Origin of the sequence: Olsenella sp. Marseille-QA0557 (assembly GCF_965119725.1) — a bacterium.
Taxonomy (GTDB): domain Bacteria; phylum Actinomycetota; class Coriobacteriia; order Coriobacteriales; family Atopobiaceae; genus Coprovicinus; species Coprovicinus avistercoris.
Genome location: NZ_CBCPMI010000001.1, coordinates 1148027 through 1166051, shown reverse-complemented (window position 1 = coordinate 1166051; position 18025 = coordinate 1148027). Strand labels below are relative to the sequence as shown.

Here is an 18025-nt window from a genome sequence, read left to right as displayed (position 1 = left end):
CCGAGACGAGTGGAGAAGCCCTAGCGCGCAACAGCGGCTAGTAGCGCTAGACCGAGAAGCTCGTGTGTGGCTGCACATGACGTACCAACAGCTAACGCTGTTGCACTACGCAGAATGTTATGTGCTGATACACGCATGCTCTTGTGCCTCTCGTCGTCTGAGGGTAAAACACCCGTGCAAACGAGTGTACACGAATAGACGGGTAACTGACAAAGAAATGTACTAGATTATTTTTCAAGACGATTTTTCTGAATGTTCTTCTTGAGCAAAACAGTAACTAACGCTTGTACCAACATAATTGGCAAAGCTACAACAAGCAGAAAAAGTGGAACCACAATTACAAACCCTATGATGAGTAATAGCCCTCCATAGAGCGTTCCATAATACTCAATCGAGAATGGTATCGGATTATCAAACACAAGAATAAAGAGTAAAAAGAGAGCTGCAGGAATTAGATAGAAAGCAGCAGAGCTTGATAAAACCTCACCAAATGTAGCCTTAGTTTTATTGTTTCTCGTAACTTTTATCCCAATAGCTGTTCCACAAATAAGAAAGAGTGCGCCACATAATGCAGAAACTGGATTGCTAAACACACTCATGTTTGACATCCAGGCAATTTCTATCATGATGGGGAAACTTAAAATCGCTATAAGAAGAATGGCCGCAACGGTCATTGATAAAACAGGGGTTTCGCCAGTCCCACCTACTTCACTTTTCTGTTTTAAAGGGCTCCCACCTGATATTTCACCAACTTTTCGATCACTTGCATCGCGGATTGTTCCATCCTCATCGATTGAACCAACGAGGGTTCCGTAGGTAAACCACCCTTTATCCGCTACCGAATAAATGCGATTACCCTCGATTTGAGCCACACGCGTCAAGCTCATAAAGCCTGGTCCACTAATATAAATACCGTCATCCCGAAGATAGGCAACAACTTCTTCAGAGAACCACGTAGATGGAACGAGTATTCTTCCACTGTCATCTATTCTGGCTACCTGCCCACCTGAAAGAATGCCCTTCTTACTATCGAGATAAACCTTATGTTCTCCCATAGCGGCCGCCGCCATTCTTTTCTTTCGAGAATTAGATAAGTCCTAAGCGCACACAGGCGTTGTAAATACCATCATGATCTACATCGTCCGTAATCATAGTAGCCTGCTCAAGCACTTCAGGATTGGCGTTACCCATGGCAACCGAAGTACCAACTACTTCAAACAGCTCTAAGTCGTTGCCACCATCACCAAAGGCAATGGTTTTCTCTGGACTAATACCCAGTTGCTTAAGCACTTCCAGTGCACCGGACGCTTTGCCGCCGTCACGCGACATGACGTCGGAGAAATTGTCTGTCCAACCGGCAAACTTTGTGTTGTGAGTAGCATCACGAATGATATGCAGATCCTCGGGCGGTAAATACACGTTGAGCTGGAAAATATCATGCTCTAAAGCACGCGCTGGATCATCCACCGGATAGTTCACACCAATAAGCTTTTCCTGACGTTGCTCACGCTCACCTTTACCTGAAACGTAGAAGCGGTCTCTTTCCATAAAGAGACAGTCATAGAGCCCGTGTTGCACCTGATCAACTACAACTGCAATATCTTCTTTATCAAGCGGACGCTCTACAAGAGTGCGTTCTGGCGTATAGCAAAGCTGGCCGTTAATGGTAACGAATGCTTGAAATCCCTCAAGATCGAGCCCCGTCAGCTGATAAGACGGCCGACCAGTAGCAAGAATAGGAACAATGCCTGCAGCACTCAGCCGACGAATAGCTTCTTTTGTTGAGGCTGGCTCTTCGTGCGTTGTAAATGAGAGAAGCGTGCCGTCAACATCGAAAAAGGCAGCACGAATATCCAGGTTGGCAGTCTCCATAGTTCCATCCATTAATATGAGTCCGGATTTCTGTTAAGTTTAATCAGACTATCTCCTGCGCTTATTAAGCTTACGCAAAACTCTTGTCAAACTTGAGATTTCTGCATGCAGATCTATAAAACTGCTTCATGCAGCCCAAAGAGCATGCGTATTGATATACCTGCGAAGTTGAAATGTTAAGACGCTCTTGTAAGCTTTGAAGAAGAGACGTATAGGTTGCAGAGACTAAATATTTTTTGGTAGCCAGAAGCAACTATTACTCAGAATCAAAGATTTTACATCACGTAAAAAAGAAGGAATATATCAGGTTCTAGGCACCCCATGGTGCTAGTCCTTCAGTGCAGCTTCAAGCATTTCATGGGCTGTTTTGAAGCCATGCCCGCCAGAGGAAAGAATATCCTCAGCATCCTGAATACTCTTTAGGCTTTCTTCATTAGGTTCTGGACAAGAGAGTGTGATGGAAATACGCCGCCCTCGCACAATTAGGCGATAAAAAGCTCTGGTAACCGAAGACAAGTAACTGCCCCTCTTTAGTCTAACATCCGTCTAACAAAGTCCGTCTAGGTAAGCTTGTACGTTCTACATCCCTGCTTGCTCAATAGCAGCAACCGCCTCGCGCAAACGATCAGGCTCCATAACTAGCGCCATGCGCACGTATCCTTCACCCGAAGGACCAAAGCTTGCTCCCGGCGTCACAATTACGCCAGAGCGCTCCATCAGCTCACCAACAAAAGCAACAGAATCCATGCGTCCATGCGGAATGCGAGCCCATACAAACATCGAACCGTGGGCATTAGGACGCTCCCAGCCAATCGCCTCAAGGCCATCGCAAAGCGCATCACGACGTTCCTGATACATCAGCCGCTGACGCTCAACAGAATCACGAGGACCAGTAAGCGCAGCAATAGCCGCGTCCTGCTCGGGATAGAACATGCCAAAGTCGACCTGACCACGCAGACGACGTGTTGCGGCCACGATATCGGAGCGGCCGACCAAAAACGATAAACGCGCTCCTGTTACGTTAAACGACTTTGAGAGCGACAAGAACTCCACACCGACATCAAGTGCTCCCGGATAGGACAAGAACGATCCTCCCGCAGGACCATCAAACACAATGTCTGAATAGGCATTGTCGTGAATGATCACAATGTCATGATCCTGAGCAAAAGCGATTATTTCCTGATATACCTCAGGTGTTCCCACAGAACCCACCGGGTTTGCTGGTAAAGAAACCACCATATAACGTGCTCTATCAGCCACTTCATCAGGAATTTCAGCAACGTTAGGAAGAAAGTTGTGCTCCGCCGTCAGGTGATAGTAATACGGCTCTGCCCCTGCTAGAAGCGTGCCTGCTGCAAAAACGGGATAACACGGGTCGGGAATGAGGGCAATATCGCCAGGATCGGCAAGGGCGGCACAAACATGACCCATGCCTTCCTGGGTACCACGACAGCTCATAACCATCTCAGGTGTTATGTCAGACACGCCAAAACGATCTTGATAATAGTTGCACACTGCATCAAGTAGCTCATCTTTATCATGCAGCGAGTAGCGCCAGTTCTCCGGATGTTGAGCGCTGATAATAAGCGCATTCACCACATGAGCAGGCGGCTCAAAGTCAGGTGTTCCAACTGAGAGGTCATACACTGTGCGGCCTGCCGCTTCAAGCTTACGACGACGTGCATTAAGCGAGGCAAAAACCTCATCGCCAAATAAATCCAACCGCTTTGAGAAGTGCATAACAAGAAACTCCCTTTTGGAGGCCTTTGTAGCCACCTGCTTTTTTATGAAATTAACGAAGCATTGCGTAACGACCGGCAGGCTCAAAACCAATGCGCTGATAAATCCTACCTGCAGAAGGATTCTCATAGAACAGCGTGAGGAACTTCATGCCAGAGTCAAAGGCATCCTTGCACAGCTGCGCTACAACTGCCGTTGCGAAACCATAACCACGCATATCGTTGCGAGTACCCACACCAACAACCATGGCACTTTCAGAACTTACAGCACTTGTCGCTGCGGTAGAAACAAGCACTCCATCGGAAAATGCTCCATAGGTAAGGCATCCATGGGCTTCATCGGCAGACTTTTGCAGCTTGGCGAGAGAAATAGCACGCTTATCGGAGTACAGGCCACGATACTCATCCATTGCACCCAGCAGTGCGAAAAGCTCGTCATAGTTTTCAGGAGTGAGCTTGCGAATTGCAGTGCCATCTGGTGGCGGAGCTACCTTATCAAGCTTGAGATGCGTGCACTTAGCCAGATTGAGTGAGCGCATATCAAGCTCATCAAGATAACCTGCCAAAGAGGCAATTACCTGATATTTACCGTTGATACTGCCGAAGAACGAATTGCCCGTAGAGTCACGAATAAATTCCGCAACTGAAGCAGCATCAAACCAATCGTTAGGGCTATAGCAAACGTAGTTAGCATAGAAGCGCAGAACGATTGAATCCCATGAGCCGTCGGGATTTTCAAAAGCATAGACACTTACCGGATCTTTCATGCCAAACTGCTCAATATCGCCGGTAATAAAAACAGCCATTTCTGGCTCGTCAGAAACGTACTCAAGCACCTTTTCGCGATCCTGCTCAGTTAAAAGACGAGGCTTGATCATGGACTGCTCCCTGTTGACGGTAACCTTGCGTGTACACCACTATGGCGCTCTGCGTACAGTAACGGCTACAACCTCTAGATATAGCAATTTAATTGTACTCTCCATCGTGCGTGATAAATAAACGCAACACGATGGTCTAATAATACATTGTTGCTCGTATACCCATTTGGCAAAGAGTTAACGTCGCGCTTTGAGCGTAGCAAACATCTTTGTGTTGTGCCGCTTTACAAACGAAATAAAACGTCCTTCTTCATATGCAAGTAAAGCGTTGCATGAGCGAATAGGCTCAAGCATCATGCGCATCATACGTGAATGCGGATGTGCAACTGACACTGCCACACGAGCACGCTCAGTGCTGATCATACGAGAAATCTCTTCAAGCTTTTCGTTACGAGAGAGAGTGCATCGAGGATTGCAGACGTTTTCTATACAGCCTATGAGACGCTCGGCATAACGGCGTTGCACCATTTCCATGCTTGCTGCATCACCCTGCAAACCCCAATGCTGATACAGATCAAGCATCCATCCATGCTCTTCTTCGCGCTTTTTATACATGTCAGGGCGCCAGCGCGCTGTTTCTGACTCCGAACGCTGACGAATAAAGTGGTAATAGCATTGCTCGGTATTCGAAACGCGCTCTACATCGGTGATGTAATCCAATACAAAGGGGAAATCATCCCAAAAAGTGGGACGAAAACGCAGGTTCAGATCTTCTATACGACTGCGCAAAAAGAGCTTATTCCAGGGGGTGTACAGCAAGTTCTCGTCGAACAGTTTCCAAGCACCGCAACGAAAATCCTCTTGCGTATCATACGTTTTTGTCGGCTGGTACTTCTTCTCAGATAGATGGCGACCATCATCGCCGTAGTACGTATCGATATAGAAGCCAGAAATAACAAGCTCTGCATTATCGCGCTCAGCAATTGCAACCAAATCAGCAAGCATTGTGGGTTCGGCCCAGTCGTCTGCATCAAAGAACTGCACATAGGTACCTTGTGCGCGATCTAAAGCATAATTGCGTGCTGCCGGAGCTCCACTGTTTGGTGTATGAAAAACATCAATACGGATGTCGCGCTCAGCAAAACGATCTGCAATATCGCCCGATCGGTCGGTCGAGCCATCGTCAACAATAAGCAGCTCAAAATCTCGCATAGTCTGATTTTGCAGACTCTCGATAGCACGACCCACGTAGCGGTCAACGTTATAGACCGGCATTATCACTGAGACCTTAGGGTTTCTGCGGGCCACGTATGCTCCTTGATTGACGCGATGAATAGAACAAGATTGACGGCAGTGGTTATATCACAGCTATCCTTAGGTTATCAGGAGGATGCACTTTTAGTGCGCGCTAGAGCCGCAGGCGGAAATCCAACACAAACCCGACACGGATACACTAAAAGAATCCTATGATTGCTCCTCCACTAATGTCCCCACTTCTAAACCAAGCTCTGTTGCATCGACCACAGTCCAAGAATCTTGCTGCGTTACCGGTGCATCAATTCGCTGAGCATTGGAAAGATCAATCGAATGAACTGTTTCTGCCAATTCAAGCAAGTCTGAACTGTCCATATCAGTTTTCATATAGCCCAGAAGGTCGGAAACCTTAGAAACGAGATCATTTCCTCCAGCGTTAGATAGTTCTTCCAGCTGAGACCAGCCTTGATTATCAATCACCACAACGTGCTCAAACGACATGTTTGTAGCCTGTGAAGTAAGTCCAATGCAGTCACTGGCACCTTGTGCTGAAAATGCATCAGCAAGGGTTTTATCATCCTCAACCTGCATAGAAAGAGGAAGTGAAACCAACGTTGCAGAGTTTTGCGAACGGTTCAGACACATAAGCGTTGCACCAGTTAACGTAGGATGTTCAGATGACACATCATCAACGAGAAAAACAAGAATGTTTGTAAAGGTGTCCTCTGAGGCAGTGGTTCCTGATATTGGCTCTACGTTAGACGTCGAAGCGAGCGATGAGGCAAGTTCACGATCGCCGAGAACACTGTCATCATTTGCACGCTGCCATAAAAACCAAACGATCCCACCAAGCAAAGCGACTATACCAACCAGCACAAATACCGCAATGACACTGCGCTTCTTACTTGCTACCGGCACATCCGATCGCGAATAACGCTCTCTTTTCCGCACCATAACACACCCCTCTGAGCTGTAAGTTTTAGGCGCTTTACCGTCACATAAGGTACACGACCTCCATGAGGGAGCTGATCAGCCCCATCTAAGGAGCAAACCCTATAACTGTTGCCACGATTCCTGCCACAACGGCAATCACGTACATCAGGATTGTTATTGCAAGATTTTCTCGCAAGCTGCGATTTGTTCTAAAAAGAACTGCAAGACCAACTCCTCCGCCAGCAAGCAAACCCGCCAAGAGGGCTCCGGCGCCAAGCGATCCAGCAAGATACAGCTGACAGATAACAACACTTGCAGCGCAATTAGGGATAAGACCAACTAAAGCTGCCACAAATACTGCACGCACAGGATGACCATGAGCAAGGGATGCAATAACATCGGTCCCTACACCCTCAATAACCAAACCCATTACAAAGGTGATCACCAAGATAAAAGCAGCAACTTGTAGGGTATGGGCAAGTGCAGCACGCACTATTGACCAGAGCATTGCACGGTGAGAATCGTGATGGTCATGGGAATGACCACTGTGTGTATGCTCCTCTTCATCACAATGACAATGAGCACGTTCACACAACTCATGGATGTGAAGAGACCCATCCCCCGCGTGCCCCAAAGCGCGCAAAAGAGCATCGATACTGAGGCCTGCAATAATGGCAACGACTATTTTGACACCCACAATGGTTGCCATCGTGCCTAAGGATTCCCCCTGGGCTACAAATACGGGAATCATTTCGTCGCTTGTGGACAAAAAGACTGCTATGAGCGTGCCTATCGTCACAACGCGTCCGGCATAAAGCGTCGCTGCCATCGCAGAAAAGCCGCATTGTGGAATTGCACCCGCCAAGGCACCAACTATCGAACCAGCGGCACCTGCGTGTGCAATACCACGCTCAAGCTTTCCCGCCATCCCATGTTCCAACGCTTCCATAATGAGATAGGTAATAAATAAAAATGGAAGTAGACGCACGGTATCTTCGAGACTATGCACTGCCTCATGAATGAGTAACTCGTCTATGCTAAACACCTTCCTTCAACCATGGTGTAAGCGCTTCTGGTGGATATGCCACCCCTGTAAAGGTAAGTCCTTTGGCAGGTGAACACTGGCCAGCCGCTCGCCTATCGCATGCAGCAAGCACCTCTTCGACCCATTGAGGTTCTTTTCGTCCTCGCCCTACCTCAACTAGCGTTCCCACAATTGTGCGAACCATTGAATGCAAGAAGGCATTTCCACAAATATCCACAGCTACAAGCGGCTCGCCCGCTTCTTCAATCTGCGAAATAGTCAGCGAGATAACGTTTCTTGAAGTTGGCTTTCCTACCGCTGATGCTGCCTTACAAAAACTCTTGAAATCATGTTCTCCTATGAGACAACGCGATGCCTCATACATACGCTCAACATCGAGATTGGAGCGAAGCCACCAAGCGTGATCCCACGCCATAACAGGACGGGTCCATCCAGCGGAAATGCGATATCGATAAGAGCGAGAAAGTGCATCAAAACGTGCCGAAAACCCTTTTTTAGCTTGATACAACGCTCCAACAGAGATGTCATCCGGCAACAATGCGGTAAGGGCGCGCTTTAGGGTAGCTCCATTTAGCTGAGATTCTTCAGCAGTGATTGGAATACTTACATGCTGAGCAATAGCATGCACTCCTGCATCGGTTCTACCAGCACAGGTAAGCTCTACTGGCCTGCGTAAATACGTCTCAAGAGCACGGATTATCTCTCCTGCAACAGTACGCTGATCAGGCTGATATGCAAAGCCCGCAAACGCCGATCCACGATATCCCACACGCATTACGAGCGTGCCATCCAAATCTTGCGTATCGCCAAAATCAGAAAAGGAGTTCTCGCCTGGGGAGACAGATTCCTTCACAAGAGTTCTCCTTACACCCATCATGTACCGCTCTACCACGCAGTACTAAGTCTTCTTATCACCCCTATTCTTACCGAAAAGACACGCCAGAACACAGCCCCTTCAGAACAAAGCTCATAAAAAAGCCCACAGCAGATTGCTGTGGGCTTCCGGGAAGCATATGAATGATTAACCTACTCGCACTGGTCCATCTTTAATTGCTGCCCAAACGGTTGGCTCATTTTCAAATACATTTGCCATCCAATAGTACGAAGTATCTGGTTCAACTCCATGTGAGGCGGAGTGCCACACGCTTCTGTGCAGGACAAACACGTATCCCGGACGGATCGTAATTGCCGTTAAATCTTTTTGAGAAGGTGGCTCATCACTCGGAGGTGCCACCAATAAACAAATTGGCTTGCCAGCAGGAATTTGTGCTTCCTGGGTATGCTGATGACGTTCAACTTCACTGCAATCAAACGGCATGCCAGAACTTGTTGTCATGCCGATATAAGAAAGTGTATCAAGAAGCGGTCGGTCCGTATCAACGTCACTCCAACCCTCCCCTGATGAGGCATTGGTATTGCCAGTAGTCCCAGCGCCCGTAAGGTCATACAGAATGCCATAGCGTTGCCACTCAATCTGAGTTACATCGACAGGTGTAAGCATGTTATGAGTCATGGTTGCATCCTATTCATTGCGAAGAAATACCTGGAAAGGTGTTATATCAACACCCCTTTGGCTCATGAAATCCAATACCGAGGCTGCTCCAACAGCACCAGAACGCGGGCCCATGCCACACACTGCTCGAGCAGCAGCTGCATTGGCAAACCTTGCGCAAAGCTCTATGTCATCACTACAGAGGTTTGCATAAAGAAAAGATGAACAGAACGTATCGCCCGCGCCGGTAACATCAACAACCTCAACTGGCCAACCTTCAACCTCCAGTGGCACATGGTTAGCCATATATACGCTTGCCCCCTGCTCTGCGCGCGTCACCACTACCATACGCACACCAAGCTCATGAAGGGCAGTGATAGGATCGCCACCAAGATGGTTTGCAAGGTTTTTCTCACCCACTTCGTTAACAAATACAACGTCGAGGGCGCTCAGAAGCCGCTGATGTCCAGGACCCAACTCGGCAACATCTAAATCGCACCAGATCTTTGTTCCATGAGCCTTGAGGTCGAGCAACAGATCGAGTCCACTCAAATCTCCCGCAGCCAAAGGTGCAATTTCCCAGAAATTTGAATACACGTAGTCAGCATCGCGTAAAGCTTCCAAAGTTTCTGCAGGTATATCTATTCGTGTAATACCCATCGTTGGAATAAATACCGTGTGTTCATCTTCGGCGAGAATAACAATGGTTTTGGACTCTGGGAGAGATTCGTCCCAAACCATATGAGTGGTGTCCAGTCCTGCACGCTCAAGACCGGCACACAGATTGCGAGAGTTTTCACTCGGTTTGAGCGCTGTCATAAACTGTGCTGGCACCCCATAGGAAGCAAAAACACAGGCTGCGTTTGCAATCATGCCACCCATCTGAGGTTTAAGAGCATGAACAATTATTTTCTCCTTGATGGAGGGAAAATACGGCGCCTGATAGTATTCATCAGTTGCCACGTCCCCAACGAAGAAGACGCGCTCATGAGAGACAGTTTTCATACGTGCCTCCTAGAGCTCTGCACGAAACGCACGAACTGCATCCATGAGTTTGTCAACATGCTCTGGAGATACATCTCCGCTATCGGTATAGGTATCTTTGAGGTAGCTTCCTACCACCGCTCCATCGCACACTGAAAGTTGTGTGGCCGCATGCTCTGCAGTTACACCGGCGGTAACAAAGAGAGGAAAATCGCCGAGTGCCCCTCGGAACCGCTCGATCTTCTCCATTGAAGTTTCTTGTCCCGTTGCATTCTGAGTAACAGCAACAGCATCGCAACGACCCATAGCAATATGAAGGTCTTCTTCTTCGGTATTCTCGGAGAGAACTGGCTGGTATTTAAAACGCACACCACCCATAACGGCCGCATTGCAGCTTTTACGTTCCATCTCAAGAAAGGCTGCCAGCGATTCTTCATCGCGTGGTTTTACATGTCCTACAACCGAGTCAAGCTGTACAAAAGCGCAGTCATAACGCCTGGCCATTTCAAAACCCATAGCGTCAACATTGAGCACGTTAACACCGTAGACGAGGGGTAGATGGGCTTCTTTAAGGTAGGACAGCACATCAACAACATTTGAAAGCGTGCCAAAATAGGTCTCCACAATGCAGCCATCCAGCCCACCTTGGACGTATATATCAATCTCACGCTTAGCACGAGCAAGGGTATCTTCACGATCTGTACCCTTGCAGTGAATCATGCCAATGATTGGCTTGCGTTCATCGAACATGCCGAGAAAATCCCGCATCATGTTCTCCTCTCACAAGTATATGGGAAGCTAGTTCCCCATTGCGTATTTGTAGATATCACTTCGCACCAGCTGTTCGTTGTAATACAGCGGTGCATCCTGCTCGTCATAAACCGTCATATTCACACCGAGCAATGCACTGCGCTCGGGAACTGACAAAAGCCTTGATGCTGTTGGCCCCGAAAATCGAACCTCAAACGTATCGAAATGGCGATGACCCATCCTTCCGGTGCCCTCGAAAATAACCTCGAGGATAGGATCGTCTACAAGATTGGCTTCCATAAGAAATGCCATTTCCTGTGGAAAATAATCAGTCTCAATAATTGCGGGAACATCATTAATAAGACGCAGACGCTCCGCGCAGATAACCGATTCACCTTCTTTGAGGTTAAGCTGTGTGGCAACCGACCTTGATGCCCATACCACTTTTCGTGACACAAGTTTTGTATCTGGTCTCACGCCACGCTCTTTGCATGAGAGCGTGAAACTACCATTTGCTCGTGGGCTTTCCACAAACGCTGGTGAAGCCACGAAGGTGCCTCTTCCCTTTCTTCTGATCAGCGCTCCATCCTGGACCATCAACGCAAGAGCTTTTCTCACCGTTACACGGCTGACGTGATAGGTTTCTACAAGTTCACTCTCCGAGGGAAATGCATCCCCAGGATTAAAGGCTCCCCTGCGAATAGAATCCGTAAGTGTGTCATAGAGCTGCAGATAGAGCGCTTTTGGGCTCGAATGATCGAGGGTCATAAGAGGCTCCTGTCCAACGGTAATACAGCAAGATACAGCTTAGCATCTTGTCTGGGCACAACAGCAGGCTTGTTGTGCCCAGACAGCTCTTCACTACGACTCTGCCTGGGAAGATTCATCCGACAGGCCATTATGTTTGGTCCAGAAGTAGTATGCAGGCATGCCAGTAACTACCGCCACAACACCCGCAGCGAGACCTTCAAAAGGAGCCCACATAAAGGTTGAAACCACCAAGATCATTGATGAAGCAATGGCAAGGATTGTCATGAGTTTCCAAGCGGGGCACTTCCACATAGGCTTGTAATCATCATGACGATGATGGGCAAACATCGTTGCAAAGGTAAGGGTGTTCTTCAGCAGAAGAACCAGTGTGAAATAACCGAGCAGGGTGGTAATATCGCTCAAGAAAAGAAAGATGCATGCAAGCAAGCACTGCGCTGTAATAGAGAACCATGGTGTTCCGTACTTAGAAATCTTGCCAAATGGCTTGAAGAACATCCCGTCGCGTGCCATCTGAAACTCAAGTCTCGGCTGGAACATAACGGTACCGTTCACTGCGGCAAACGTAACAAATGCACCCGCAATTGCAGTAAACACACCAGCTGCAGCGCCTATTACTGGAAGGTTAGCTGCTGCATCGGCGAGCGGAGCCGTTGAAGTAGATATCTGTTCAAAGGGCAGCAATCCTGTAACTACAAACGAAAGCAGCGTATAGAGCACAATGATGAAGAGAATAGAGCCAATAAGTGCACGCGGCATCGTGCGTTTTGGATCCTTTATTTCGCCGGTCATATAGGTGACGGCACCCATGCCATCATACGACCAGCTAGTTGCAGAGATACCCGCAAGAAGTGCTGCAATACCAACGGGAGCTCCTGCAGCAGGAGCAGCAGTAACAAACTCACCCTTGAGGTAGAACAGTCCCACACCGATGAGCAAAACAAATGGCAGCATTTTAATTGCAGTAATGACCGCCTGAAACTTGCTGGTTCCTTCAACAGAAACCAAGTTGATAATCATGCAAACGACAACAATTGCAATGGCAACAAACTTAATCGTGAGATCAGACATTGGTACAAGAAACGCAATGTACTGGGCACTTGCCAGGGCTACTACAGCTACCGAGGTAATATCGTTACCCCAAAATGACGCCCACCCGCAAAGGAATGCCAGCTTGCGCCAACCAGCTCGCTTGATAAAGAGATAATGACCGCCGTCTTCATCGGTAAAAGCAGTTGCCATCTCTGCAAGAACCAAGTTCTGCGGAATCATAATTGCGCCGCCTATGAGGAACGCCAATACGGTCATAAGGGCACAACCTGCTGCTGCAGATATTTCACTGATAGAAGTGAAGATACCTGCGCCAATAGTCGTGCCAACCGAAAGCGCTATAGCACCTCCCAAGCCAACTTTTTTGCCCAATGACTCCTGATTGCTCATGTCTTACCCCACTTTCATCTAGCTGTCAGTTTTTATATTTCTGCCTGTTTCCTCCGTTCAATTTAGATATAGGGTAATACAACTTTTTTACACTCTTCTTTGCGCTAGCTCTGTTATAGTTTGCTTAATGCCTGATAAATAGGTTGTTTTTATTTCAACCTATGTTTCCTCTTGTATTAGTTATTTGTAATTTGAATACATTTAGATACAAGTAATTCAAGTTTGGAGAACAACGTTCGTACCTCATCAGAGAGGAGAGCTACATGAAATACATTGTCTGTGGACCATCTATCGTTAACGAAGTTGTCTGCGCTGACGGCACTGAACGCGGACCTTTACTGGGTGGTTCTGTCTTCTGTGTAGCAGGAATTAGAATATGGACATCTAGCTGCGGTTATGTAAGCAACGTTGGAGATGACTTCGAATCGTTCTACGGTAGCTGGTTCACCGCGAACGGTATTTCTACCGACAAACTGAGCCGTATCCTTCCCCATACTTGGCACACCAAACTGATCTACGGTGATGAGGGCATCCACAGTGAAACCTCAATATATGGTGAAGAAGACGAAGCGAAACTCGATGCTCTCGATGTCATTACTGCAGAACAAGTAGCAAGAGCATGTGATCCTGATACCTTAGGGATCTATATTGAGAGCCGTGAGCAAAGTGAGTTTTGGCAAGAGGTTGCTCTTGTTCGCAAGGCTTCACACGCAAAAATAATGTGGGAGATTCCAACTTCAGCCACAATGGATCCCACACGTCACGAAGGTGTTTTTGAAACAATTGGCCTCACAGATTATTACTCAATTAACCTTCCTGAAGCCAAAGCTCTGTTTGGAGTATCTGACGAACAAGCAGCCATCAAAGCTATTCAGGCATTGGAAAAGCCTTGTTTCTTAAGGGTTGGGTCTAAAGGCTCCTATATGATCACCAAAGATGACGCTGCTTTTGCTCCCAGTCTTACGGTAGGCCCAATTGTTGATCCCACCGGCTGTGGTAACGCCTCTACTGCAGCAGCACTGTATGGCCTCTGCGAAGGATTCGACTTATATGCCGTGGCACGAGCCGCCAACATTTCTGCAGCTTTCAATCTTTTGCAATATGGACCATATCCTGCAGTTACTGATAAAGACACCGACTATGCCCAAACCTTACTCAGCGAGTAATGCCCTCAGATAGAGATAAAGAATTACAGCTATAGAAAGGATTGTGCTATGACCATACAGCAAATTCCGCAGTACGCAATGATTTGTGGCGATCTTCTCAACCAGCCTGAAGCCGTGGCTCAGTCACTCGATACCTGTCATTTAAAAGGAACTGAAGTCTTCATGGACGAAGTGCATGCTCGCACGCTCTCACTTTTCAATTCCCCAGAGGAGTTGGAAGCCCTAGCAGAGAGATTAGCGGCACTTAAGGTTAAGCGCTTACATTGCTCCTACTGGGCATGGCCAACAGCACTTCTCACCCAGAATAGATTTGCTTTTGCTGTAGAAGCAATGGGAGGTGAAGAGGCAGTTCGCGATTATTATGGCGATCTCACGGGAGCGCATCTTTACGATCGGTGGTGCCAAGAGTACGAACTCGCTTGTAAACTTGATGCTCAGGCTTATACATTCCATCTCATTGACTATGCCCCTATTGACGGTAGATGGGATTTTAAGATCCCTGTCTCAGATATCCGCCAAGCCATGGTGTATATGATCCAGCGCCTTCTCAATGAGCTTGATGCGCGTAACCTGCTCACTGAAAATTCTCCGCGTATTGAGCTCGAAAACGCAGGTTATGGTCTTGAATATGGCATGCAAGATGCACCTGATGCCGCATTCGTTCTTGATCAACTCTACGATCCACACAATAAAGTATGTCTAGCCTGGGAGATTAACCATCTGCTTCACGCCACAGGCGTTGATAAACAAACAGGTTTAGGCATGTTTATGCTTCCTGAAGATGAAAAGACCGACGCTATGCGCCGTATTGAGGCACGTAACCTTGATGCTCAGGGCCTTTGTACTGCATGGGTTATAGAGAACCTTCTCGATCCGCGCACTATACATCATGTTGGAGCCGTACATCTTTCAGATTGTGTGGCAAAAGAAACTGCCTATTTCGTGCGGGGACGTCTCGTTGAGCCATGGGGCTCTGAACTCGATGCTCTTCCTTCATGGGAAGATATGGAAGAGTATGGCGTTAACATCGTACTCAGAGATTATGACTCCCATGTTCCTATGGGAACAAATGGCGCTCTCGACAGTGAGCTGATAAAAGACGCTCTCAATACTCTTGCCACACAAAACGATGACTTCGTGATTCTTCATGAACTGAAAAATGAAGCAGATATTCTTGATGCAGTAGCCAAACAACAAGCGGTTATGAACCTCTAATACAACTTGCTCCGCCTCAATACGAGCTTCAACCTTTTCTTGGGTTAATCCGGATTTGTTCACATCAGATCTGGGTTAACCCTCTTTTTAAGCTAAAGGACGGCTACAACAGCACAAAGAGCTATTCCGCACAGAAGAGTAACAATATCTCGAGGCTTAAGTTTTGTTTCATAGCTCGTGCGGGTACCTGCACCCCAACATCTGTCTCGCATAGCACTCGCAAGTTCATCCGATCTGCGAAAAAGCGAAACGATGAGCGGCACAAACACGGTTGTCCATGCACGAAGACGCTCAATAATACTGGCATCAGACAGCTTAGCTCCTCGTGCACGTTGTGCAGTTGCAATACGATCGAGCTCTTCAGCAACGAGCGGTATAAAACGCAGAGCAACCATAAGAATCATTGATAAATCGTCAACAGGAACTCCCAGCAGCTTCAATGGTTTAAGGAGTGACGATACCGCTTCCGCAAGAGCTGTTGATGTTGTTGTAGAACATATTACTAACGAATAACCGACCAAAATAATGATGCGCATAACAGCGGTGAGTCCGCGAGTAAGGCCAGAGAAACTCAATCCCGCCATGCCTGCGAATGCGATATCTGCCTGGGAGAGCACAAAAGCATTGCCGAGCAAACTTAATACCAAGACCACAGCTGCCGGACGGAGAGCACGCACCACACTTTGAGCACTTACACCAGATATTGCTATCAAGCAGATCAAAACTGCCCCGGCACAGCCCAAGCCGTACCACGTATGGCAGATAAAAAGAGCAATGGTTACACCGAGTAGCAAAATGAGCTTTATGCGTGCATCCAATGAATGCAAGGGAGTCTGTCGTGATATGTAGGAACCCAGAGGAAGCGCTTTCATTTTTCACACTCCCTCAGCTTTTCTGTTAGGGCAATCCAGGCTGGCAGTGCAAGAGAAGCTTGCAGAAATGCATCTGGATTATCTATAGCTGCATGGGTTGTTCCCGACCATACAATACAACCCTCTTTGAGGAGATACACCTTCTGAGCAAGAGCGAGCCATTCTCCTAAATCGTGACTCACCACCACAATACTCTTCCCTGATTGAGCAAGTTTGCACACAAGATCATGGAGATGCGCAGACGATACTGCATCTAAGCCAGCTGTCGGCTCATCCAACACATAAGCCTCGGTATCGAGAGCTACTAGTCCTGCCAGTGCAACCAAACGTCGCTGACCGCCCGAAAGCGCGAGCGGATGCCGCCCAAACAATGACTCAGGAATGTCCAATTGCGCACAGGCTTTGCGTGCACAACAAAGTGCTTCTTCCTCACTTTTTCCCAGTGATTTTGGTCCAAATGCAATGTCGTCAAGAACGGTGTCTGAGAAGAGCTGATATTCTGGGCGCTGAAACGCAAGTCCAACAGAGGCCGGATACACCGCTTTCCCACCCAAACGCGCCTCACCACTATCAGGCTGAGCAACACCTGCAAGGATACGAGCAAGTGTTGACTTTCCCGATCCGGAAGCCCCACCAATTACGGTTATCGTTCCGGGCTCAAAGCACGCCGAGAAATCATTCAGGGCAACAGTTTTGCCGTAGGATGCACAAATGTGCTCGGCTTCTAACAAACCTTGCTTCTTATCTCCCAATGCATATGGCATTGTGGGAGGATGTGGAAGACGTTCAAGCACCTCATTAGCAAGCTTTTGATGATCAACCCATGAGGCTACCTCAGCAATATCCCAAAGATTGTCTTTGTTTGAAAGTGCCTCACTCATAAATGGCAGCGCCTCATCAAGGCCATCACAGGTAACACCAGCTAGCTTCCATTGTTGAGAGTTTGAAAGAAGTGTTTGAGGGACACCTTCCCAAACCAATTCTCCATGGCTGAGAACGAGCACTCTATCCACACCTTGCAACTCTTCAAAGCGATGAGTAATTGAGATAATCCCAACACCTTGTTTGACTAAAGAAGCAATGATTTTCGAAAGGTCCTGACGCGACTGACTATCAAGCTGCGAGAGCGCCTCATCAAGAACGAGATAGGATGGGTGCATGGCAAGCACACCGGCAAGCGCTAAGCGTTGTTGCTGACCACCACTTAATTCAGTTGTCCCATGGTCAACTAAACCTTCAAGCTCACAGAGCTCGAGAGCCTCTGCAACACGTTGCTGTATTTCCTTCTGGCTAAGACCCAGATTCCTTGGTCCAAAAGCCACCTCTTCTGTGAGTGAAGCTGAAACAATCTGACTTCGCGGATCTTGACGAACCAAGCCAACAGCTTGCGCAAGCTCAAAAGAAGAAACCGACTCACCATCGAGGAACACATGGCCTTGTGTGGGAGCAAGAGATCCATTCAGCATGCGTACTAACGTCGATTTACCAGCTCCGTTTGCACCTAAAATCGCTACATGCTCGCCTTCTTGTATCTGAAAAGACACGTCAGATAAAACTGGCCGAGCATCGTGCCGATAGCTATACGAAATATTGCGAACTTCAAGCATGCTTCTCCCCCTCTCGCTCATATCGATAAGACGCTTGCTCCCTTAAGTGCTTTGTATACAAAAAAGGGGT

At 47.7% G+C, this 18025-nt stretch carries 18 protein-coding genes; 2 read left to right on the top strand and 16 right to left on the bottom strand.

The features are described from left to right. Positions 1-227: 227 nt before the first annotated feature. The 14 genes from ACQY6Y_RS05395 to ACQY6Y_RS05330 all read right to left on the bottom strand — a co-directional run bounded on the left by ACQY6Y_RS05395 (position 228) and on the right by ACQY6Y_RS05330 (position 13095). The gene (locus tag ACQY6Y_RS05395; RefSeq protein ID WP_428379283.1) at positions 228-1070 is read right to left on the bottom strand and encodes a hypothetical protein; all 843 of its coding nucleotides are present in this window, start codon (positions 1068-1070) and stop codon (positions 228-230) included. Between the two features lie 16 nt (positions 1071-1086). Then, positions 1087-1872, bottom strand: a complete 786-nt coding sequence (locus ACQY6Y_RS05390) for a Cof-type HAD-IIB family hydrolase (protein WP_428379282.1) — start codon at positions 1870-1872, stop codon at positions 1087-1089. A gap of 327 nt (positions 1873-2199) precedes the next feature. After that, complete coding sequence (locus ACQY6Y_RS05385) at positions 2200-2388, bottom strand: hypothetical protein (RefSeq protein WP_428379281.1); 189 nt, start codon at positions 2386-2388, stop codon at positions 2200-2202. Between the two features lie 63 nt (positions 2389-2451). Further along, positions 2452-3612: an aminotransferase class I/II-fold pyridoxal phosphate-dependent enzyme gene (locus ACQY6Y_RS05380; RefSeq protein ID WP_428379280.1), complete on the bottom strand. Its 1161-nt coding sequence runs from the start codon at positions 3610-3612 to the stop codon at positions 2452-2454. Positions 3613-3664: 52 nt separating this feature from the next. Next, on the bottom strand, positions 3665-4489 hold the full coding sequence (locus ACQY6Y_RS05375; RefSeq protein ID WP_428379279.1) for a GNAT family N-acetyltransferase: 825 nt from the start codon (positions 4487-4489) through the stop codon (positions 3665-3667). Between the two features lie 177 nt (positions 4490-4666). Then, positions 4667-5737: a glycosyltransferase family 2 protein gene (locus ACQY6Y_RS05370; protein WP_428379278.1), complete on the bottom strand. Its 1071-nt coding sequence runs from the start codon at positions 5735-5737 to the stop codon at positions 4667-4669. A gap of 156 nt (positions 5738-5893) precedes the next feature. Then, on the bottom strand, positions 5894-6637 hold the full coding sequence (locus ACQY6Y_RS05365; protein WP_428379277.1) for a hypothetical protein: 744 nt from the start codon (positions 6635-6637) through the stop codon (positions 5894-5896). Between the two features lie 85 nt (positions 6638-6722). Continuing rightward, positions 6723-7661, bottom strand: coding sequence for a putative manganese transporter (locus ACQY6Y_RS05360; protein ID WP_428379276.1), 939 nt, complete (start codon positions 7659-7661; stop codon positions 6723-6725). Further along, positions 7654-8436: a tRNA pseudouridine(38-40) synthase TruA gene (gene truA, locus ACQY6Y_RS05355; RefSeq protein WP_428379954.1), complete on the bottom strand. Its 783-nt coding sequence runs from the start codon at positions 8434-8436 to the stop codon at positions 7654-7656. Before truA ends, ACQY6Y_RS05360 begins: the two co-directional genes overlap by 8 nt. 246 nt (positions 8437-8682) lie before the next feature. After that, the gene (locus ACQY6Y_RS05350; RefSeq protein ID WP_428379274.1) at positions 8683-9174 is read right to left on the bottom strand and encodes an ureidoglycolate lyase; all 492 of its coding nucleotides are present in this window, start codon (positions 9172-9174) and stop codon (positions 8683-8685) included. A 9-nt stretch (positions 9175-9183) separates the two neighbouring features. Then, positions 9184-10158 (bottom strand): carbohydrate kinase family protein, encoded by a 975-nt coding sequence (locus ACQY6Y_RS05345; protein WP_428379273.1) that lies wholly within the window; start codon positions 10156-10158, stop codon positions 9184-9186. Between the two features lie 9 nt (positions 10159-10167). Then, positions 10168-10905 (bottom strand): BtpA/SgcQ family protein, encoded by a 738-nt coding sequence (locus ACQY6Y_RS05340; RefSeq protein ID WP_428379272.1) that lies wholly within the window; start codon positions 10903-10905, stop codon positions 10168-10170. A gap of 30 nt (positions 10906-10935) precedes the next feature. Then, the gene (locus ACQY6Y_RS05335; RefSeq protein WP_428379271.1) at positions 10936-11655 is read right to left on the bottom strand and encodes a GntR family transcriptional regulator; all 720 of its coding nucleotides are present in this window, start codon (positions 11653-11655) and stop codon (positions 10936-10938) included. Positions 11656-11748: 93 nt separating this feature from the next. Then, positions 11749-13095 (bottom strand): amino acid permease, encoded by a 1347-nt coding sequence (locus ACQY6Y_RS05330; RefSeq protein ID WP_428379270.1) that lies wholly within the window; start codon positions 13093-13095, stop codon positions 11749-11751. 263 nt (positions 13096-13358) lie between these two features. Here ACQY6Y_RS05330 and ACQY6Y_RS05325 point away from each other — a divergent pair, with 263 nt between their 5' ends. Together ACQY6Y_RS05325 and ACQY6Y_RS05320 are read left to right on the top strand one after the other, a co-directional pair. Continuing rightward, positions 13359-14261, top strand: a complete 903-nt coding sequence (locus ACQY6Y_RS05325) for a carbohydrate kinase family protein (RefSeq protein WP_428379269.1) — start codon at positions 13359-13361, stop codon at positions 14259-14261. Positions 14262-14309: 48 nt separating this feature from the next. Then, complete coding sequence (locus tag ACQY6Y_RS05320) at positions 14310-15476, top strand: hypothetical protein (RefSeq protein ID WP_428379268.1); 1167 nt, start codon at positions 14310-14312, stop codon at positions 15474-15476. A 92-nt stretch (positions 15477-15568) separates the two neighbouring features. Here the strand turns inward: ACQY6Y_RS05320 and ACQY6Y_RS05315 are convergent, their stop codons facing one another. Together ACQY6Y_RS05315 and ACQY6Y_RS05310 are read right to left on the bottom strand one after the other, a co-directional pair. Continuing rightward, positions 15569-16348: an energy-coupling factor transporter transmembrane component T family protein gene (locus tag ACQY6Y_RS05315; RefSeq protein WP_428379267.1), complete on the bottom strand. Its 780-nt coding sequence runs from the start codon at positions 16346-16348 to the stop codon at positions 15569-15571. Continuing rightward, positions 16345-17955: an ABC transporter ATP-binding protein gene (locus tag ACQY6Y_RS05310; RefSeq protein WP_428379266.1), complete on the bottom strand. Its 1611-nt coding sequence runs from the start codon at positions 17953-17955 to the stop codon at positions 16345-16347. The genes ACQY6Y_RS05315 and ACQY6Y_RS05310 overlap by 4 nt, the downstream gene beginning before the upstream one ends. Between the last annotated feature and the right edge of the window lie 70 nt (positions 17956-18025).

What these genes read in the sequence shown, in the direction of transcription:
- ACQY6Y_RS05395 (WP_428379283.1), bottom strand. Translation starts at nt 1,070, where the DNA reads ATGGCGGCGGCCGCTATGGGAGAACATAAGGTTTATCTCGATAGTAAG.
- ACQY6Y_RS05390 (WP_428379282.1), bottom strand. Translation starts at nt 1,872, where the DNA reads ATGGAGACTGCCAACCTGGATATTCGTGCTGCCTTTTTCGATGTTGAC.
- ACQY6Y_RS05380 (WP_428379280.1), bottom strand. Translation starts at nt 3,612, where the DNA reads ATGCACTTCTCAAAGCGGTTGGATTTATTTGGCGATGAGGTTTTTGCC.
- ACQY6Y_RS05375 (WP_428379279.1), bottom strand. Translation starts at nt 4,489, where the DNA reads ATGATCAAGCCTCGTCTTTTAACTGAGCAGGATCGCGAAAAGGTGCTT.
- ACQY6Y_RS05365 (WP_428379277.1), bottom strand. Translation starts at nt 6,637, where the DNA reads ATGGTGCGGAAAAGAGAGCGTTATTCGCGATCGGATGTGCCGGTAGCA.
- truA (WP_428379954.1), bottom strand. Translation starts at nt 8,436, where the DNA reads ATGCGTGTGGGATATCGTGGATCGGCGTTTGCGGGCTTTGCATATCAG.
- ACQY6Y_RS05350 (WP_428379274.1), bottom strand. Translation starts at nt 9,174, where the DNA reads ATGACTCATAACATGCTTACACCTGTCGATGTAACTCAGATTGAGTGG.
- ACQY6Y_RS05345 (WP_428379273.1), bottom strand. Translation starts at nt 10,158, where the DNA reads ATGAAAACTGTCTCTCATGAGCGCGTCTTCTTCGTTGGGGACGTGGCA.
- ACQY6Y_RS05340 (WP_428379272.1), bottom strand. Translation starts at nt 10,905, where the DNA reads ATGCGGGATTTTCTCGGCATGTTCGATGAACGCAAGCCAATCATTGGC.
- ACQY6Y_RS05335 (WP_428379271.1), bottom strand. Translation starts at nt 11,655, where the DNA reads ATGACCCTCGATCATTCGAGCCCAAAAGCGCTCTATCTGCAGCTCTAT.
- ACQY6Y_RS05330 (WP_428379270.1), bottom strand. Translation starts at nt 13,095, where the DNA reads ATGAGCAATCAGGAGTCATTGGGCAAAAAAGTTGGCTTGGGAGGTGCT.
- ACQY6Y_RS05325 (WP_428379269.1), top strand. Translation starts at nt 13,359, where the DNA reads ATGAAATACATTGTCTGTGGACCATCTATCGTTAACGAAGTTGTCTGC.
- ACQY6Y_RS05320 (WP_428379268.1), top strand. Translation starts at nt 14,310, where the DNA reads ATGACCATACAGCAAATTCCGCAGTACGCAATGATTTGTGGCGATCTT.
- ACQY6Y_RS05315 (WP_428379267.1), bottom strand. Translation starts at nt 16,348, where the DNA reads ATGAAAGCGCTTCCTCTGGGTTCCTACATATCACGACAGACTCCCTTG.
- ACQY6Y_RS05310 (WP_428379266.1), bottom strand. Translation starts at nt 17,955, where the DNA reads ATGCTTGAAGTTCGCAATATTTCGTATAGCTATCGGCACGATGCTCGG.